The 16,841-nt window shown below is 64.6% G+C and carries 15 protein-coding genes; 9 read left to right on the top strand and 6 right to left on the bottom strand.

Features of this window, described 5'->3' with window-relative positions:
• Positions 1-120 precede the first annotated feature (120 nt).
• Positions 121-2,277, top strand: a complete 2,157-nt coding sequence (locus tag X566_RS20675; protein WP_244434849.1) for a ComEC/Rec2 family competence protein — start codon at positions 121-123, stop codon at positions 2,275-2,277.
• Here the strand turns inward: X566_RS20675 and lexA are convergent.
• The 6 genes from lexA to X566_RS20645 form a co-directional block, all read right to left on the bottom strand.
• Positions 2,271-2,975 (bottom strand): transcriptional repressor LexA, encoded by a 705-nt coding sequence (gene lexA, locus X566_RS20670; RefSeq protein ID WP_034471146.1) that lies wholly within the window; start codon positions 2,973-2,975, stop codon positions 2,271-2,273. The genes X566_RS20675 and lexA overlap by 7 nt on opposite strands.
• Positions 2,976-3,157: 182 nt before the next feature.
• Positions 3,158-4,366, bottom strand: coding sequence for a gephyrin-like molybdotransferase Glp (gene glp / locus X566_RS20665; protein WP_034471144.1), 1,209 nt, complete (start codon positions 4,364-4,366; stop codon positions 3,158-3,160).
• A gap of 4 nt (positions 4,367-4,370) precedes the next feature.
• Positions 4,371-4,871, bottom strand: a complete 501-nt coding sequence (gene moaC, locus X566_RS20660; RefSeq protein ID WP_034471142.1) for a cyclic pyranopterin monophosphate synthase MoaC — start codon at positions 4,869-4,871, stop codon at positions 4,371-4,373.
• 4 nt (positions 4,872-4,875) lie between these two features.
• Positions 4,876-5,694: an indole-3-glycerol phosphate synthase TrpC gene (gene trpC / locus X566_RS20655; RefSeq protein WP_034472636.1), complete on the bottom strand. Its 819-nt coding sequence runs from the start codon at positions 5,692-5,694 to the stop codon at positions 4,876-4,878.
• Positions 5,695-5,725: 31 nt separating this feature from the next.
• Positions 5,726-6,739 (bottom strand): anthranilate phosphoribosyltransferase, encoded by a 1,014-nt coding sequence (gene trpD, locus X566_RS20650; RefSeq protein WP_034471140.1) that lies wholly within the window; start codon positions 6,737-6,739, stop codon positions 5,726-5,728.
• Positions 6,740-6,911: 172 nt separating this feature from the next.
• Positions 6,912-8,834 carry a peptidylprolyl isomerase gene (locus tag X566_RS20645; protein WP_034471138.1) on the bottom strand — a complete coding sequence of 641 codons (1,923 nt, stop codon included), beginning with the start codon at positions 8,832-8,834 and terminating at the stop codon, positions 6,912-6,914.
• Between the two features lie 190 nt (positions 8,835-9,024).
• Between X566_RS20645 and tpiA the strand changes: the two genes are divergently transcribed.
• The 8 genes from tpiA (at position 9,025) to X566_RS20605 (ending at position 16,839) form a co-directional block, all read left to right on the top strand.
• On the top strand, positions 9,025-9,783 hold the full coding sequence (tpiA, locus tag X566_RS20640) for a triose-phosphate isomerase (protein WP_034472635.1): 759 nt from the start codon (positions 9,025-9,027) through the stop codon (positions 9,781-9,783).
• Between the two features lie 132 nt (positions 9,784-9,915).
• Positions 9,916-10,323: a preprotein translocase subunit SecG gene (secG, locus tag X566_RS20635; RefSeq protein ID WP_034471136.1), complete on the top strand. Its 408-nt coding sequence runs from the start codon at positions 9,916-9,918 to the stop codon at positions 10,321-10,323.
• A 164-nt stretch (positions 10,324-10,487) separates the two neighbouring features.
• Complete coding sequence (locus X566_RS20630; protein ID WP_034471133.1) at positions 10,488-12,119, top strand: CTP synthase; 1,632 nt, start codon at positions 10,488-10,490, stop codon at positions 12,117-12,119.
• Between the two features lie 122 nt (positions 12,120-12,241).
• On the top strand, positions 12,242-12,568 hold the full coding sequence (locus tag X566_RS20625; RefSeq protein WP_034472633.1) for an NIPSNAP family protein: 327 nt from the start codon (positions 12,242-12,244) through the stop codon (positions 12,566-12,568).
• A gap of 16 nt (positions 12,569-12,584) precedes the next feature.
• Positions 12,585-13,460: a VOC family protein gene (locus tag X566_RS20620; protein WP_034471131.1), complete on the top strand. Its 876-nt coding sequence runs from the start codon at positions 12,585-12,587 to the stop codon at positions 13,458-13,460.
• A 64-nt stretch (positions 13,461-13,524) separates the two neighbouring features.
• Complete coding sequence (gene kdsA, locus X566_RS20615; protein ID WP_034471129.1) at positions 13,525-14,385, top strand: 3-deoxy-8-phosphooctulonate synthase; 861 nt, start codon at positions 13,525-13,527, stop codon at positions 14,383-14,385.
• Between the two features lie 49 nt (positions 14,386-14,434).
• Complete coding sequence (locus X566_RS20610) at positions 14,435-15,622, top strand: MFS transporter (protein WP_051444395.1); 1,188 nt, start codon at positions 14,435-14,437, stop codon at positions 15,620-15,622.
• Positions 15,619-16,839, top strand: a complete 1,221-nt coding sequence (locus X566_RS20605) for an MFS transporter (protein WP_244434847.1) — start codon at positions 15,619-15,621, stop codon at positions 16,837-16,839. The genes X566_RS20610 and X566_RS20605 overlap by 4 nt, the downstream gene beginning before the upstream one ends.
• The last annotated feature ends 2 nt before the right edge of the window (positions 16,840-16,841 follow it).

Here is a 16,841-nt window from a genome sequence, read left to right as displayed (position 1 = left end):
CCGAACGCCACGGCATGGGCGTGGGGCTGGCGTGAGCTTCCCTGGTTTGCTGCTGCGATGGGCGGTTTGGACCGCTTTGCCGCGTGGATTCGGCGGCAGCTCGCTGCCGAGCGCGCCCGCATGCAGCTTCTTCCATGGATCGCCATCGCGTTCGGTGCGGGCGTCGCTGCCTATTTCGGAGCGGCGCGGGAGCCGATCGCCTGGATCGTCGCGTCGGTGGCTGCAGCGCTTGTAGCGACCGCATTCGGGCTGCGTCGCACCGGTTGGTTTCCGGTCCTCGCGCTGATTGCGGCAGCGGCCACGGGGTTTGCCACTGCGAGCCTGAAGACCATACGGATTGCGCATCCGGTGCTCGCCAAACCGGTCTTCGCAGTAACGATGAGCGGTTTCGTCGAGGTGCGCGAAGAGCGCGAGCGGAGCGATCGCTTCGTGCTGCGTGTGGATCGGTTCGAGCCCGCGCGCTCGAGCGATCTTGCGGTCACGCCGGAGCGGGTCAGGCTTTCGGTCAAGAAAGGCACCGCGCCGGTGGTCGGCAGTTACGTTGAACTGAAGGCGCGACTGTCGCCGCCGTTCACGGCGCTGCGCCCCGGCGGTTACGACTTCGCCCGCGACATCTACTTTCAGCGGATCGGCGCATCGGGATTCGTGCTGGGCGCGATCAAGCCGCTCGCGAAGCCCGAAGAGGGTGGCTGGGGGCTGCGCTATGCGGCGGCTATCAGCAGCATGCGCGATGCGATCGATGCGCGCATTCGCCAGTCCCTTTCGGGCGACGTGCGCGCGATCGCGACGGCGCTCTTGACCGGCAAGCGCGATGCGATCTCCACGCCCGTCAACGAGGCGATGTTCGTATCCGGGCTTGGCCACGTGCTGTCGATTTCCGGCTATCATATGGCGATCGTCGCAGGTGCGGTTTTCTTTGCCGTCCGCGGGCTGCTGGCGCTGTTTCCCTCGCTGACGGTGGGTTTTCCGATCAAGAAATGGGCAGCGGCTGTGGCCCTCGTTGCTGCGGCCTTCTACCTGTTGCTATCGGGGGCGGAGGTGGCGACGCAACGCTCGTTCCTGATGACGGCCATCGTGCTGCTCGCGGTGATGGTCGATCGCCGCGCCGTGACCTTCCGGACGCTGGCTGTCGCTGCGCTCGTGGTGATGCTGATCGCGCCGGAGGCCCTGGTGCATCCGAGCTTTCAGATGTCGTTTGCCGCAACGCTCGGACTTGTCGCGCTGATGGATCGCGAACAGCCGCTGTTCTCCGTCTCCGACGACATGGCGGTCCCGCGCTGGGTGTTGTGGGGCGGCCGTGAGATCGTGATCCTGCTGCTGGCCTCGCTGGTCGCGGGCCTGGCGACGATGCCCTACGCGGCATTCCATTTCCACCGGGCGACCCCCTATGGCGTGCTGGCCAATCTGGCGGCGATGCCGATCGTGTCGGGATTTGTCATGCCGGCAGGGTTGCTCGGACTGCTGGCGATTCCGTTCGGGTTCGACGGCATCTTCTGGACGATGATGGGCTGGGGTATCCGCTGGATGGTCGCGGTCGCGCAGTGGGTAACGGCGTTGCCCGGATCGGTCGGGCGCGTTCCCGCGTTCGGGATGGGCGCGTTGCTATTGGCGACTGCCGGGCTCGTCGCCATGGCTCTGTTGAAGACGCAGCTTCGTTGGGCGGGGGCCGCTCTCATGCTGATTGCGGCGTCCATCGTGGGGGTGGCCCAGCAGCCAGATATTCTGATCTCCGCTGACGGACAAAGCGTGGCGGTTCGCGCCGCCGATGGCCGCATGCGGCTGATGCAAACGAAGAGAGACGCATTTGCGGTGCGCGAGTGGCTGGCGGCTGATGCCGACAGACGGGCGCCGGATGACGGCACGCTGACAGACGGCATCGGCTGCGATGCGGCGGGCTGCGTCGCGCAGTTGGCGGATGGGCGCAAAGTTGCGCTGACGATGCGTTCGGACGGTTTCGCGGACGATTGCGAAAAGGCGGCAGTGATCGTCACGGCCCGTCAGCCGCCGAAGGCGTGCCAGACGATGGTGTTCGATCGCGAGCGTCTGGAGCGTGAGGGCAGCGTCGCGCTTTATGCCCGCGCCGGAGACTTCGCCGTCGAGGTCGTCAGGCCGGCCGGCAGCGACCGGCCATGGGCGCGTCAGGAAGCGCAAACCACTGTTCTTACCAGCGAAGCTGAGGCTCCCTTATCGGCAAACAGAACGTCGCCAGCAAGCGAAGCGCCACGTCCGGTCGATGCAACGCCCTCGCCGGATGCGTTGCCCCCTGAGGATCAGTAACGGCGGAACAGGCTGACCAGCTTGCCTTGGATCCGCACACGGTTGGGCGGCAGGATGCGCACCTCGTAGGCGGCATTGGCCGGCTCGAGCGCGATCGAGGCGCCGCGACGCCGGAAGCGCTTCAGCGTGGCCTCTTCCTCGTCGATCAAGGCGACGACGATATCGCCGGTGTCGGCGGCATCAGTGCGTTGGATCATGGCGACGTCGCCGTCGAGAATCCCAGCTTCGACCATCGAGTCGCCACGCACCTCCAAGGCGTAGTGATCGCCCGAGCCGAGCATCTCTGGCGGCACGTTGATCGTGTGGCTGCGGGTCTGCAGGGCCTCAATCGGCGTACCGGCGGCAATCCGTCCCATCACCGGAATGGCGACAGGGCGCCCGCCGTCGTCCTCGGAGGCCGTGCGGACCACCTTGCCCAGGTTGCCCTCGATGACGTTGGGGGTGAAACCGCGCCGGCCATTCCCGACGAAACCGCCTGCAGACTGTTCCGGCAGCTTGATGACCTCAATGGCACGAGCCCGGTTTGGCAGGCGGCGGATGAACCCACGTTCCTCGAGCGCCGTGATCAACCGGTGGATGCCGGATTTGGAGCGCAGGTCCAGCGCGTCCTTCATTTCGTCGAAGGAGGGCGGCACGCCTGCTTCCTTCAACCGTTCATTGATGAACCGCAAAAGTTCATACTGCTTGCGCGTAAGCATCTCGACCAGTCCCCCGAAATGATGTCGGCCCAATCCGGCTGTGCGCGAACGTGGGCCAACCCGGTTTCGATCGTTTCCCGTTCCAGCCTGAGACAAGGCCTAGAAACAAATCATGAACAGACACTATATGTTCGATATGTGTTCCGCAAGCTCTTAATTTCCGGTCAACGTCTGGAAAAATCCTAGATCGGGAGCTGCAGAATCCGGCATGGGGTGCCCGCGAGAGCCGCCGGGGCGTGGGGCGGCCGGATGATGAGTGCATCAGCGCGGGTGAGATTCGCAAGCAGGGAGCTGTCCTGATGGTTCACCGGCGTCGCAATCGGCACGCCACCGGGACGCCACGCCAGCGAGGCCCGCAGATAGTCCTCGCGCTGGTCATTGGCGGGCAGGTCCTGCCCGAGCGCGGCCTCGCTAATCGGCCAGGCGACATCCTGGCGACCCGACAGGGCGCGGATCAGCGGCGCCATGAACAGGATGGCGCACACGTAGGATGAGACCGGATTGCCGGGCAGGCCGAGCACGCGCAGGGAACCGCGGCGGCCATGCATCATCGGTTTGCCCGGCCGCATCGCGATCTTCCAGAAGGCCATGTCCACGCCTTCGGCCTTCAGCGCCGTATGGACAAGGTCGTGATCGCCGACTGAGGCGCCGCCCGTCGTGACGAGCACATCGACGCCTGCGTCGATCGCGCGGTGGATCGCTGCGGTCGTCTCAGGCAGCGTGTCGCGGGCGATACCGAGATTGATCACGTCTGCGCCCTCGTGACGCGCCAGCGCCCGCAGTGCATAGCCGTTCGAATAGACGATCTGGCCGGGGCCCGGCGCCGTGCCAGGCATGACCAGTTCGTCGCCGGTGGCGAGCAGGGCGACTTTCGGACGGCGGTGGACGGGCAAGGTCGGATGATTCATCGCCGCCGCAAGTGCGAGATCGCGATCCCGCAATCGGTGCGAGGCCTTCAGCAGGACCTCGCCGGTGCGGAAGTCGATCCCGGCGCGGCGGATGTGCTTGCCCGGCGTCGCGGCTTCGTTCACCGTGACCGTCGCGCCATCGCGGACCGTATCCTCTTGGATCACCACCGCGTCGGCTCCCGGCGGGATGACGCCGCCGGTGAATATCCGCACCGCTTCGCCCGGATTGACGATGCGGTCGAAAGGGCGTCCTGCGGCGACTTCCCCGATGACGTTCAATGTCGCGCCTGTAATGGCGTCGACGGCGCGCACGGCATAGCCATCCATCGCCGACATGTCGTCCGGCGGCTGCGTGCGCAGCGCCTTGATGTTCTGTGACAGCACGCGGCCTGCTGCGTCCTCCAGCGGGAGGTATTCCTCCGGCAGACCCGCTGCTCCTTCGAGCACTGACCTGATCGCGTCGGCGAGCGGCATCAACGCCATGGCGTCATCCCTTCACCTTGAAGTGGCCGGACTTGCCGCCCTTCTTTTCGACCAGATGGATCGCTTCGATGCGGATACCGCGATCGGCCGCCTTCACCATGTCGTAGATCGTCAGGCAGCCGACCGAGACGGCGGTCAACGCTTCCATCTCCACACCGGTTTGGCCGGAGACCTTGACGGTGGCGCGCACACGACAGCCGGGCAGCTTTGCGTCGGGCTGGATATCGACTTCGACCTTCGACAGCAGCAATGGATGGCAGAGCGGAATCAGTTCGTGAGTGCGCTTGGCAGCCATGATCGCGGCGATCCGTGCGGTGCCGAGCACGTCGCCCTTTTTGGCATTGCCTTCGAGGATCAGCTTCAGCGTCGCTTTCTGCATCACGACAGCGCCTTCGGCGACAGCGATCCGCTCGGTCGAAAGCTTGGTCGAGACGTCGACCATGCGCGCCTCGCCCTTGGCATCGATATGCGTGAGGGAGTTCGGCGCTTTGGAGCTCCGCGCCATCGGTTTAGCGTCTGCCAGTGGCGCGGCCGGCTTCGCGTGCCAGCAGCGTGCGGGTGGCCGCAGTGACGTCGGTCTGCCGCATCAGACTTTCGCCAACCAGGAAAGTCGCCATGCCGACCTGCGACAGCCGCGTCAAGTCGGCTGGTGTGAAGATGCCGCTTTCGCCCACCGCGATGCGATCCTTGGGGATCAGCGGCGCGAGCTCTTCGCTGGTCGCAAGCGTCGTTTCGAACGTACGCAGGTTGCGGTTGTTGACGCCGAGCAGCGGCGAGCGCAGCCGCAGCGCGCGATCGAGCTCGGGGCGGTCGTGGACTTCGAGCAGAACATCCATGCCAAGCGCGAACGCTGCGTCCTCGATGTCCTTGGCCGCCGCATCGTCTAGGGCCGCCATGATGATCAGGATGCAGTCAGCACCATGCGCGCGCGCCTCCACCACCTGATAGGTGTCATACAGGAAATCCTTGCGCAGCACCGGCAGCGAGACCGCCGCGCGCGAGGCGACGAGATAGTCGAGGCTGCCTTGGAACGACGGCATGTCGGTCAGGATCGACAGGCAGGTCGCGCCGCCCGCCTCGTAGGCACGGGCAAGCTGTGGCGGGTCGAAGTCGGCGCGGATCAGACCCTTCGATGGCGATGCCTTCTTGATCTCGGCGATCAGTGCATACTCACCACGCGCGAGCGTCTTGCGGATCGCGTTGGCGAAGCCGCGGGGGGCAGGGGCGGCCTTGGCAGCGGCTTCGACGGCGGCGAGCGGGCGGGCGCGCTTGGCGGCCGCGATCTCTTCGCGCTTATAGGCTTCGATCTTGGTCAGGATGTCGGTCATCAGCGGCAAGCCCGGTTCGTCCAATCCTGTATCAGCCGTTTGAGACCGCAACGAGGCGGTTCAACCGTTCCATGGCGCCGCCGCTGTCGAGCGACTTCGCACCGAGTGCGACGCCTTCCTTCAGATTCTTTGCATGACCTGCGACCACGAACGCAGCGGCCGCGTTCAACAGCGCCACGTCGCGGTAAGCGCTCGGCTTGCCCTCGAGCACGCCGCGCAGGCTCACCGCATTGGCGGCCGCGTCGCCGCCCTTCAACGCATCGGCATGGGCGCGCGGCAGGCCGGCATCTTCCGGGGTGATCTCGAAGGTGCGTATCTGGCCGTTCTCCAGCGCTGCGACAGCGGTCGGTCCGCTCAGCGTGATTTCATCGAGCCCGTCGGAGCCATGCACGACCCAGATCGATTCGGCGCCGAGGTTGCGCAGCACTTCGGCAAGCGGCTGCACCCATTGCCGCGAGAACACGCCGACCATCTGCCGCGTCACGCCCGCAGGGTTCGACAGCGGCCCAAGCAGGTTGAAGATCGTGCGGGTCGCGAGTTCCACCCGCGTTGGCCCGACGTTGCGCATCGCCGGATGATGGGTTGGGGCAAACATGAAGCCGATGCCGGCGTCGCGGATACAGCGGCCGACCTCGTCCGGGGTGAGCTCGATCTTGACGCCAAGGGCGCTCAACACGTCGGCAGCGCCGGACTTCGACGACAGTGCGCGATTGCCATGCTTGGCCACCGGCACCCCTGCACCAGCAACGACGAAGGAAGCGCAGGTCGAGACGTTCACCGAACCGGAGCCATCGCCGCCGGTGCCGACGATATCGACGGCCTCTTTCGGCGCCGTGACGCGGAGCATGCGCGAGCGCATCGCGGAGACGGCACCGGTGATTTCGTCCACCGTCTCGCCACGGACCCGCAGGGCCATTAATAGCCCGCCCATCTGCGAGGGGGTGGCTTCACCGGACATCATGCGGTCGAACGCGTCGGCGGCCTCCTGACGCGTCAGCGGGGCGCCGGTCGCCACCTTCCCAATGAGAGTCTTCAGATCGTCCATCGCGAGATCGTCCGTCGTGCGTCCAAGCCAGGTCCAAGGTCAGTCCAAGCTCAAGTCCAGCAACCGACCGTCAGCCAGCCGCCATGCCATAAAGCATTTTCCCGTCACTGAGAAAACAGCCCTGCGGGGCCATCGCCGCGCAGGGCTGAGCGGACGAAATGTCCGGACCGGATCAGTTCGCAGCCGTGGCGCCGGTGGCCTGCGCCAACGCGGCCTGATTGACCGACGGCTTGAGCTCCTGCTCGAGTTTGGCGACGAATTGAGCGATCTGCTCGTCAGAGGAGGTGCGTTGGACGTTGTCGCGCAACTCCTTGCTTTCCGCAGAAGCCATATCGATCGCCGGTTCGACGATGTCGGTGACGACGAAGACGACCCGTTCGCCGGATTTGGCGCCATTCGCCTGGCCAGCATCACCCTTGTTGGTCGTGAAGATCGCCTCGACGCCGGCCGGGCTGATGCCGGTTACGGTCGCGCCGCGCTTGAACGCCTTGGCGGTGTCGACCTTCACACCTGAGCGCTGCGCCAGGTCGGCGAGCTTGGCACCCTTGCGCAGCTCTTCGACCAGGGTGTCGGCCTTCACGCGCAGGCGTTTGTCGATCTCGTCGTCGCGCCAGCGGGCCAGCACGCGGTCCTTCACCTCGTCGAGGGTCTGCTCGCGCGATGGGGTGACGCCCAGCACGTCATACCAGAGATAGCCGGAATCGCCGGGTCCGCGGTTGAGCTGGAGCGGATCGTTGTCGGAGCCGACATCGGCGGTGAAGGCTGCGCTGACCACATCGATACCGGGCGGAAGTCCGGACACTTGTCCGCCATCCGGCGCGCGGCCCGAGCGGTCCACCGCCTCGATCGTTACGACCGGCAGGCCGACCTTCTGGGCGGCCTCGGCGACGCTCGCGCCGCCGCCGCGCTCGTCTTCCATCTTGTCATGAAGGTCGCGCACGGTGTTGCGGGCCCGATCGATCGCGATCTCGCTCTTGATGGTTTGTGCGAGCTTGTCATACGAGGCGGTCACGCCGGGCTCGATCTTGCTGGCCTTGGTCAGGACGACGCCGAAGCGGCCCTGTACCGGCTGGCTGATCTCGTTCAGCGGCAGCGTGAAGGCAGCATCCGCAACGGCCTGATCGAGCATGCCGGCCTTCGTCACCAGGCCGAGATCGTAGTCGGATGGATTGAGGCCGCGCTCCTTGGCGAGATCCTCGAACGAGGTGCCGCTGGTCAGCTTCGCCCGCGCCGCATTGGCCTCGTCCATGGTCGGAAACACCATCTGCAGAACCTGGCGCTTCTCCGGCGTCTCGTAGCGCGCTTTGCTCTGCTCGAACGCCTTGCGCGCTTCCTCGTCGGAAACGTCCGTCCACTTCGCCTGGTCCTGCGGCGTCAGCATGACGACCGCGATCTTGCGGTACTCAGGCGCGCGGAACAGGGCCTTGCGCTCCTCGAAATAGCTTGCAAGCGCTTCCGGCGAAGGCTCGCCGATGTCGCCGGCCTGCGCGGCGCCGAGCTGCAGATAATCCACCGAGCGGGTCTCGTCGCGATAGCGCTGGATCGCGTCGAGCAGCGCCTTCGGCGGTTCGATGCCGCTGGAGATGGTGTTGGCGATCTGCCGCCGTAGCGACACCTTGCGCTGCTCGGCGATGTAGCGCTGCTCGTTGTAGCCGAACTGACGGATCAACTGGGCAAACCGCTGCGGATCGAATTTGCCGGTCACGCCGGCGAAGTTCGGATCGGACTGGATGGTGCGGACGATATCGGCATCTGACTGCCCAAGACCCATGCGGCGGGCGGCCTCGTCGAGGGTCGATTCAAGCACCCACTGCTGCAGCACCTGCTGGTCCAGCCCGAACGCCCGCGCCTGTGCCGAGGACAGTGGCCGGCCGATCTGGCGGCCGATCATCTGCAGGCGGTCGTTGTAGAGCTGGCGGAACTGGTCGATCGAAATCTCGGACTTGCCGAGTGTTGCGACCGTGGATTGACCAAAGCCCTTGAACACGTCGGCGACGCCCCAGATGGCAAAGGAGAAGATCAGGACGCCCATCACGATGGCCATGATGGTTTTGCCGAGCCAGCCCGATGAGGCGGTACGAATTCCTCGAAGCATAGATCCAACGTTGTTCAGGAGTGAAAGAACGATGCCTTAAGCGGTATCGCTATGATTGTTCAAGGATAATAAAGATGCCCGATGGTTGCCGCAACCATCGGGCAGAAGCCCGTGGGCAGGGGCAAAACGCCGCTGGCCTCGCCACCGGGCCTCTGCTAACGCCGCATGGACGAATGGAATGGGACTGAACATGGCCGGACGCAAGCAACGACCGCTGATCGCGGGCAACTGGAAGATGAATGGTTTGGCGGCCTCGAGCACCGAACTTCAGGCGATTATCGCTGCATCTGCGCCCCTAGCACCCAAGGTCGATCTTTTGATTTGTCCGCCGGCGACGCTGGTCACGGCCTTTGCGACCCGCGCGCGCGGCTCCGTCGTCGCGATCGGCGGCCAGGACTGTCATCAGGCGCCGTCGGGGGCGCACACCGGCGATATCTCAGCCGAAATGCTGAGGGATGCCGGCGCGTGGTTCGTGATCGTCGGCCACTCCGAGCGGCGGTCAGATCACGGCGAAACAGATGCGGTCGTTAAGACGAAGGCGCAGGCAGCCTGGCGCGGCGGCCTGACCGCGATCGTCTGCGTCGGTGAAACACAGGCCGAGCGCGATGCCGGCAAGACCCTGGAGGTCGTCGGCCGACAACTCGACGGGTCGGTACCGGACAACGCCACGGCCGACACCCTGGTGGTTGCCTACGAACCGGTCTGGGCCATCGGCACGGGTCTGACACCGACTGTGAAGGATGTCGAGCAAGTCCATGGCTTTATTCGTGAAAAGCTTAGCTCACGGTTCGCGGGCGAGGGGGCGGCGATCCGCATCCTGTATGGCGGATCGGTGAAGCCTTCGAATGCCGCGGAACTGCTGTCGATTGCGCATGTGAATGGCGCGTTGATCGGCGGGGCGAGCCTTAAGGCTGCCGATTTCCTTGCGATTGCAACGGCCTGTCCCTAGATCACGACCGTATGCGATGGGGTGGCAATCGCCGCGCCAATCGTGTAGAGACCGCGCGACTTCAAACTCTTGGAAAGCGGGCAGTCGGGCCGTTGCCGGACGTGGCGAGGCGGTCCGAGCCGGATTGTATCGATGCATACCGTCATAATCGTCATCCACCTCATGATTGTCGCTGCGCTGATCGGCGTGGTGCTGCTGCAGCGTTCTGAAGGCGGTGGCCTCGGAATGGGCTCGGGCGGTGGCGGCGGGTTCATGACGGGGCGCGGCACGGCCAACCTGCTGACCCGTACCACGGCGTTCCTGGCCATTGGTTTCTTCCTCACCAGCCTGCTTTTGTCCTGGCTGGCGGGGCTCGATCGCAGGCCAACATCGATTCTCGACACGACGACGCCTGCCGCTCCGACAAGCCAGCCCGGTTCGCCGGCGCCGCCGCTCAGCGGTGGTGGTGGTTCGGGAGGCGTGCTCGATACGCTGCGCCAGCAGGAGCAGAAGCAGGCGCCCGCCACTCCGAGCGGGCCGCAGGTGCCACGGTCGCAATAGCATCGCTGCCTTGCACCGCCATTGCTGCGACGCCATCTAAAGGGCGTCCCTTAATGGCTTGAAGTTCCCTCGCTTTCACCGATTCATGAAGGATCGGTGGATTGATCCCCAATTTGGCGTTTGGCTTTTGCGAATCGCGCCTGACGCGTTAAAGGTTAAGTCCCATGGCGCGGTATATTTTCATCACCGGCGGCGTGGTTTCCTCGCTGGGCAAAGGACTGGCTTCAGCCGCTCTCGGCGCGCTGCTGCAGGCCCGAGGATACAAGGTCCGTCTTCGTAAGCTCGACCCCTATCTCAATCTCGATCCAGGCACGATGTCGCCTTACCAGCACGGTGAGGTGTTCGTGACCGACGACGGCGCGGAGACCGATCTCGATCTCGGACACTACGAGCGGTTCACGGGGCGGCCGGCGACCAAGCAGGACAACATCACCACTGGCCGGATCTATCAGGACATCCTCACCAAGGAGCGGCGCGGCGACTATCTCGGTGCCACCATCCAGGTCGTTCCGCACGTCACCAACGCGATCAAGGAATTCGTCCTCTCCGGCAACGATGATTACGATTTCGTCCTGTGCGAGATCGGCGGCACCGTCGGCGACATCGAGGGGCTGCCGTTCTTCGAGGCGATCCGCCAGCTCAAGAACGAGCTGCCGCGCGACCACGCCGTCTACATTCACCTGACCCTGCTGCCGTTCATTCCAAGTGCCGGCGAGCTGAAGACCAAGCCAACGCAGCATTCGGTCAAGGAGCTGCGGTCGATCGGCATCCAGCCGGACATTCTGCTGTGCCGCACTGACCGGCCGATTCCGAAGGAGGAACGGCGCAAGCTCGGCCTGTTCTGCAATGTCCGCGAAAGCGCGGTGATCGAGGCCCGCGACGTCGATAATATCTACGCGGTGCCCGAGGCCTATCATGCGGCGGGTCTCGACGACGAAGTGCTGGCCGCCTTCGGCATCCAGCCGAAGGTGCCGCCGGCGCTGGAGAGCTGGCACGGCATCAATGAGCGCATCCGCAACCCGGAAGGCCAGGTGACGATCGCTATCGTCGGCAAGTACACCCGGATGAAGGACGCCTACAAATCCCTGATCGAGGCGCTGTCGCATGGCGGCATCGCTAACAAGGTCAAGGTCAATCTCGACTGGATCGAGAGCGAGGTGTTCGAGAACGAGGATCCGGCGCCGTTCCTGGAGCATGTCCATGGCATCCTGGTGCCGGGCGCATTCGGGCAGCGCGGAGCGGAGGGCAAGATTCGCGCGGTGCAGTTCGCCCGCGAGCGCAAGGTGCCTTACTTCGGCATCTGCTTCGGCATGCAGATGGCGGTGATCGAGGCGGCGCGCAATCTCGTCGGCATCGAGAATGCAAGCTCGACCGAGTTCGGTCCGACGCCGCAGCCTTTGGTTGGCCTGATGACGGAATGGCTGCGCGGCAACGAACTCGAGAAGCGCTCCGCCAGCGGCGATCTCGGCGGCACCATGCGGCTTGGGGCTTACCCGGCGGTGTTGAAGCGAGGCAGCCGGGTGTCGGCGGTCTACGGCAACGCGCTTGAGATATCCGAGCGCCATCGCCACCGCTATGAGGTCAACACCGCGTACAAGGATCGCCTCGAGCAGCACGGTCTGCGCTTCTCCGGTCTGTCGCCGGACGGCATTCTGCCTGAGATTGTCGAGTACGATGACCATCCCTGGTTCATCGGCGTTCAATTCCATCCCGAATTGAAGTCGCGACCGCTCGCACCGCATCCGCTGTTCTCCTCGTTCATTGAGGCTGCGGTGGTGCAGAGCCGTCTGGTCTGATCGCTGCTCGTCTGTTGGCTCCGATCTATCGGCATAGGACCATTCGTCGCCATGCGGTTGCCGCGACAGCGGTCGCCGTGTCAGTCTGATCTGGCACAATCAGAATGAAATTGGGGGGCGACATGATCTACGAGATGCGCGTTTACGAGGCGGTGCCGGGCCGGCTTCCGGATATCGTCAAGCGTTTCGAGACCAAGACGCTGGCGATCTGGGAAAAGCACGGCATCAAGCAGGCAGGATTTTTCACCACCATGGTCGGCGATCATAGCCAGCATCTGACTTACTTCCTTGCCTGGGAAAGCCTTGCGGACCGCGAGAAGAAGTGGGGCACGTTTATGGCCGATCCCGAATGGCACGCGGCGCGGGCCGAAACCGAAAAGAACGGGCCGATCGTTGCGCGCGTTAGCAATCAACTGCTGGCGCCGACTGCGTTCTCGTCGGTAAAGTAAACGGATCTGTTGCTGCATGTCGCGCGGGCTCGACCATATCGTCCATGCCGTGCGCGACCTCGACGCCGCGGCCGACGTCTATCGCAAGCTTGGCTTTACCGTCGGTGCGCGCAACAAGCACCCGTGGGGCACGCACAATCGCATCGTGCAGCTTCCCGGCTTCTTCATCGAACTCCTGACAGTGGCCGAAGCCGAGCTGCTTGGCCGCGATCCAGGCTACGCCGAACTGTCGCAGCGTTTCGGCACCTTCAACCGCGATGCGATCACGCGTCATGATGGGTTCTCGACGCTGATCCTCGAGAGCAGGGCGATCGCCGCTGACATCTCGGCGCTGGCACAGGCGGGTATCGGCTGCTCCGGCGAACTGCCGTTCACGCGTCAGGGCAGTCAGCCGGACGGAACACCGACGACGGTCGGCTTCTCGCTCGGCTTCGTGTCCGATGCGTCGTCGCCGCATGTGGCTTTCGCGGTGATGCAGCAGCACAATCCGCAAGCATTCTGGAACGCGGCGTTTCAATCGCATGCGAACACGGCGAAAGCGGTGCTCGGCGCATTGCTGATCGCCGACAACCCGACCGATCACCATATCTTCCTCACCGCCTTCACCGGCGAGCGCGAACTGCATTCGACCTCGTCCGGAGTGGCGGCGCGGACGGCGCGCGGCGTGCTGGAGATCATTGAGCCGGTGGCGTTCCGTGATCGCTATGGCGTCACCGTCGCGGCCGAAGGCGAGGGCATGACGCTCGCAGGACTGCGGATCGCGGTGACCGATCTGGAGCGGGTCGAGGCGGTCGCACGCGATAACGGCATCGCGATGCATCGCCGGCTGAACTGCTTGGTGGTCGCGCCCTCCGCAGCCTTTGGCGCTACCCTGATATTCGAGACCAGTTAGCGGAAAACCGAGGGTTGATCGGGACGCCGCGGCCCGGCATGGTCGCGCCCGAAAGGATACCCCCGTGACTCAGACGATATCCGCCGCGCCGGTCGTGACCGCCGGTTCCGTGCAATTCGGGAATTCCCTGCCGCTGGCGCTGATCGCCGGTCCATGCCAGCTCGAAAGCCGCGACCATGCCTTCGAGGTCGCTGCCGCGCTCAAGGACATTGCGGCGCGGCTCGGCATCGGGCTCGTCTACAAGACATCGTTCGACAAGGCGAACCGCACCAGCGCGTCAGGCGTGCGCGGCATCGGGCTGAAACAGGCACTGCCGATCTTCGCCGAGATCCGCGAAAAGTTCGGCCTGCCGGTGCTGACCGATGTGCATGAGCAGGACCAGTGCGCTCCGGTCGCAGAAGCTGTCGATATCCTGCAGATTCCGGCGTTCCTGTCGCGGCAGACTGACCTCTTGGTGGCTGCCGCGAAGACCGGCAAGATCGTCAACATCAAGAAGGGGCAGTTTCTTGCCCCCTGGGACATGAAGAATGCCGTCGGCAAGGTGACGGGGGCAGGCAACGCCAACGTCATGGTGACGGAGCGCGGAGCGTCGTTTGGCTACAACACGCTGGTCTCCGACATGCGCGCGCTGCCGATCCTGGCGCGTACGACCGGTGCGCCGGTGATCTTCGATGCGACCCACTCGGTGCAGCAGCCTGGCGGGCAGGGCGCATCCTCGGGGGGCGAGCGTGAGTTCGTGCCGGTGCTGGCGCGCGCAGCGGTAGCGGTCGGCGTCGCCGGCGTGTTCATCGAAACCCATCCGGATCCGGATCGCGCGCCCTCGGACGGACCGAACATGGTGCCGCTGAAAGACTTCGAGCGACTGGTGCGCACATTGATGGATTTCGATCGTCTGGCGAAGGCGGTGACCTCGCCGGCATCCTGACCGCTCCTCCCAAGAACCGCAGCCGGAGCAACGGCTGCCTCACGTGCGCATGCAGTATCTGCTTCCTATCATAGCGACGGCGTCGTTTGCGGGATCGCTATCGGTCCGTGCAATGGACCCCGTGCTGCCGCAGGTGGCCAGCGAGCTGTTGGTGACGATCCAGACCGCGGCGATGCTGGCGTCCGCCTTCGCATTCACCTTCGCAATGATCCAGCCGGCGCTCGGTATGGTCGCCGACGCGTTCGGCAAGCCGAAGCTAATCTTCATCTGCCTGATCCTGCTGGGCGCCGCGAACATCGTCGGCGCGTTTTCCACCTCGTTCGAGGTGCTGCTGGTGACGCGCGTGCTCGCGGGCATCGGCGGCGGCGGCGTGATGCCGGTGACCTTGGGTCTCGTCGGCGACATTTTCCCGATCCAGCAGCGGCAAGTCGCGATGGGGCGCGTGCTTGCCGGCGCGATGGCGGGCAATCTGCTCGGCGCGACATTCTCCGGATTGATCGGCGACCACGTGGGCTGGCGCGGCGTGCTGGTTGTCATGGGCGCGCTGGTACTGGCGGCGTCGGCGGCGGTCGGCTGGGGATTTCGGCACCAGATGCGCGGAGCGCGCAAGCCGACCGATATTGCGACGATTATCGGCAACTACCGCAGCATCTTCGCGCATCCGCATGCACGCGTCTGCTATCCGGCGGTGTTCATCGAAGGCAGCTGCGTCCTTGGTCTGTTTCCGTTCGTGGCCGCTTTTCTCGCGGACCTCGGCGAACCCCGGCTGTCGATCGCAGGCATCGTGATTGCCGGATTTGCGGTCGGCGGTCTGGTCTATAGCACCAGCGTTGCACGGCTGCTGCCCTGGCTTGGCGAGAAGGGGCTGATGATCGGCGGCGGCCTGCTCGTCGCCTCGCAACTCGTTATCGTTGCGCTCGGGCCGCCCTGGCAGGCGCAGATCGTGAATTTCGTGGTGATGGGCTGCGGCTTCTACATGATCCACGGATCGTTGCAGACCTTCGCTTCCGAAATATCGGTCGAAGCGCGTGGCACTGCGGTTGGGCTGCATGCGTTTCACTTCTTCCTCGGACAGACGGCGGGACCGCTCGCTTACGGCTTCGGCGTGTCGCACCTCGGCAAAGTTCCAACATTGCTGTTTGCGGCGGCGATCATGCTGCTGCTGGGAATTGCTTGCGCGCACTGGCTGCGGCACAGGCATGCAAGAGTTGCTGAGGACAAGCCGGCGCAGGAATGATTGACAACGGGCGCCGGTTCTTCGCCTGTTCGTCGATGCATTATCTGCTTCCCATCATCGCTATGGCCAACTTTGCGGCTGGGCTGTCCACGCGTGCGATGGACCCCGTCCTGCCGCAGGTGAGCGCGCAACTGCTGGTCAGCATTCCGGCCGTTGCCACACTGGCGTCGGCGACCGCGATCAGCTTCGCCTTCATTCAGTTGCCGCTCGGCGCCATCGCCGACCTGTTCGGCAAGCCGCGGCTGATCCTGACCTGTCTCGTCATTCTTGGCCTTGCCAATATCGCCGGGGCATTCGCGACCTCGTTCGAATGGCTCTTGGTCTCGCGGATTGTCTGCGGCATCGGCGCAGGCGGTGTGTTCCCGGTGGCGATGGGGCTGGTCGGCGACATCTTCGGCATCGACAAGCGCCAGGTGGCGATGAGCCGGATTCTCGCCGGAGCGACCGCGGGCAATCTGCTCGGCGCCACTTACGCGGGCGTGCTCGGCGATTTTGCCGGCTGGCGCGGCGTGCTGTCGTCGATCGGCATCGTCGTGTTGCTGGCCTCAATCGCTGTCGCATGGGGCTTTCGCAGCCAGATGGCGAGCAAGGGCAAGGCCGTCGACATCGCCGTGATCGCAGGCAACTACCGGCGCATCCTGAAGCACCCGTACGCGCGGATCTGCTATGGCGGCGTGTTCATCGAAGGCATCTGCGTGATGGGCCTGTTTCCGTTCATCGCCGCATTCCTGCAGGAGCTCGGTGAACCCAGGTTATCGATCGCAGGGCTCGTCATCGCCGGTTTTGCCCTTGGCGGGTTGCTCTATGCAGCAAGCGTCGCGCGGCTGTTGCCGATCTTCAAGGAACGCGGGCTGATCGCGCTCGGCGGTGCCATCGCCGCCTCGCAGATCGTGGTGATCGCGTTCGGCCCGTCATGGCCGGCTCAGTTTGCAAGCTGCATGGTGATGGGATGGGGCTTCTTCCTGATCCACGGTTCGTTCCAGGTGCTGATCTCGGAGATCGCGCCGGAGGCTCGGGCAGGGGCGCTGTCACTGCAGGCGTTCTGTTTTTTCTGCGGCCAGTTCACCGGTCCGCTGATCTATGGCCTCGGGCTGCTCTATGCGGGCAAAATTCCAACGCTTTTTGCCGCAGCCGCATTACTATTGGTCATTGGTCCGATCTGTTCCTGGCTGCTAGGTCAGTATTCCTCAAAAAGCGGCTCCAAGACTACGAACTAACG

This window comes from Afipia sp. P52-10 (genome assembly GCF_000516555.1).
Taxonomy (GTDB): Bacteria; Pseudomonadota; Alphaproteobacteria; order Rhizobiales; family Xanthobacteraceae; genus P52-10.
The sequence above is the reverse complement of the archived record's forward strand: the minus strand, read 5'-3'. Positions and strand labels throughout refer to the sequence as shown.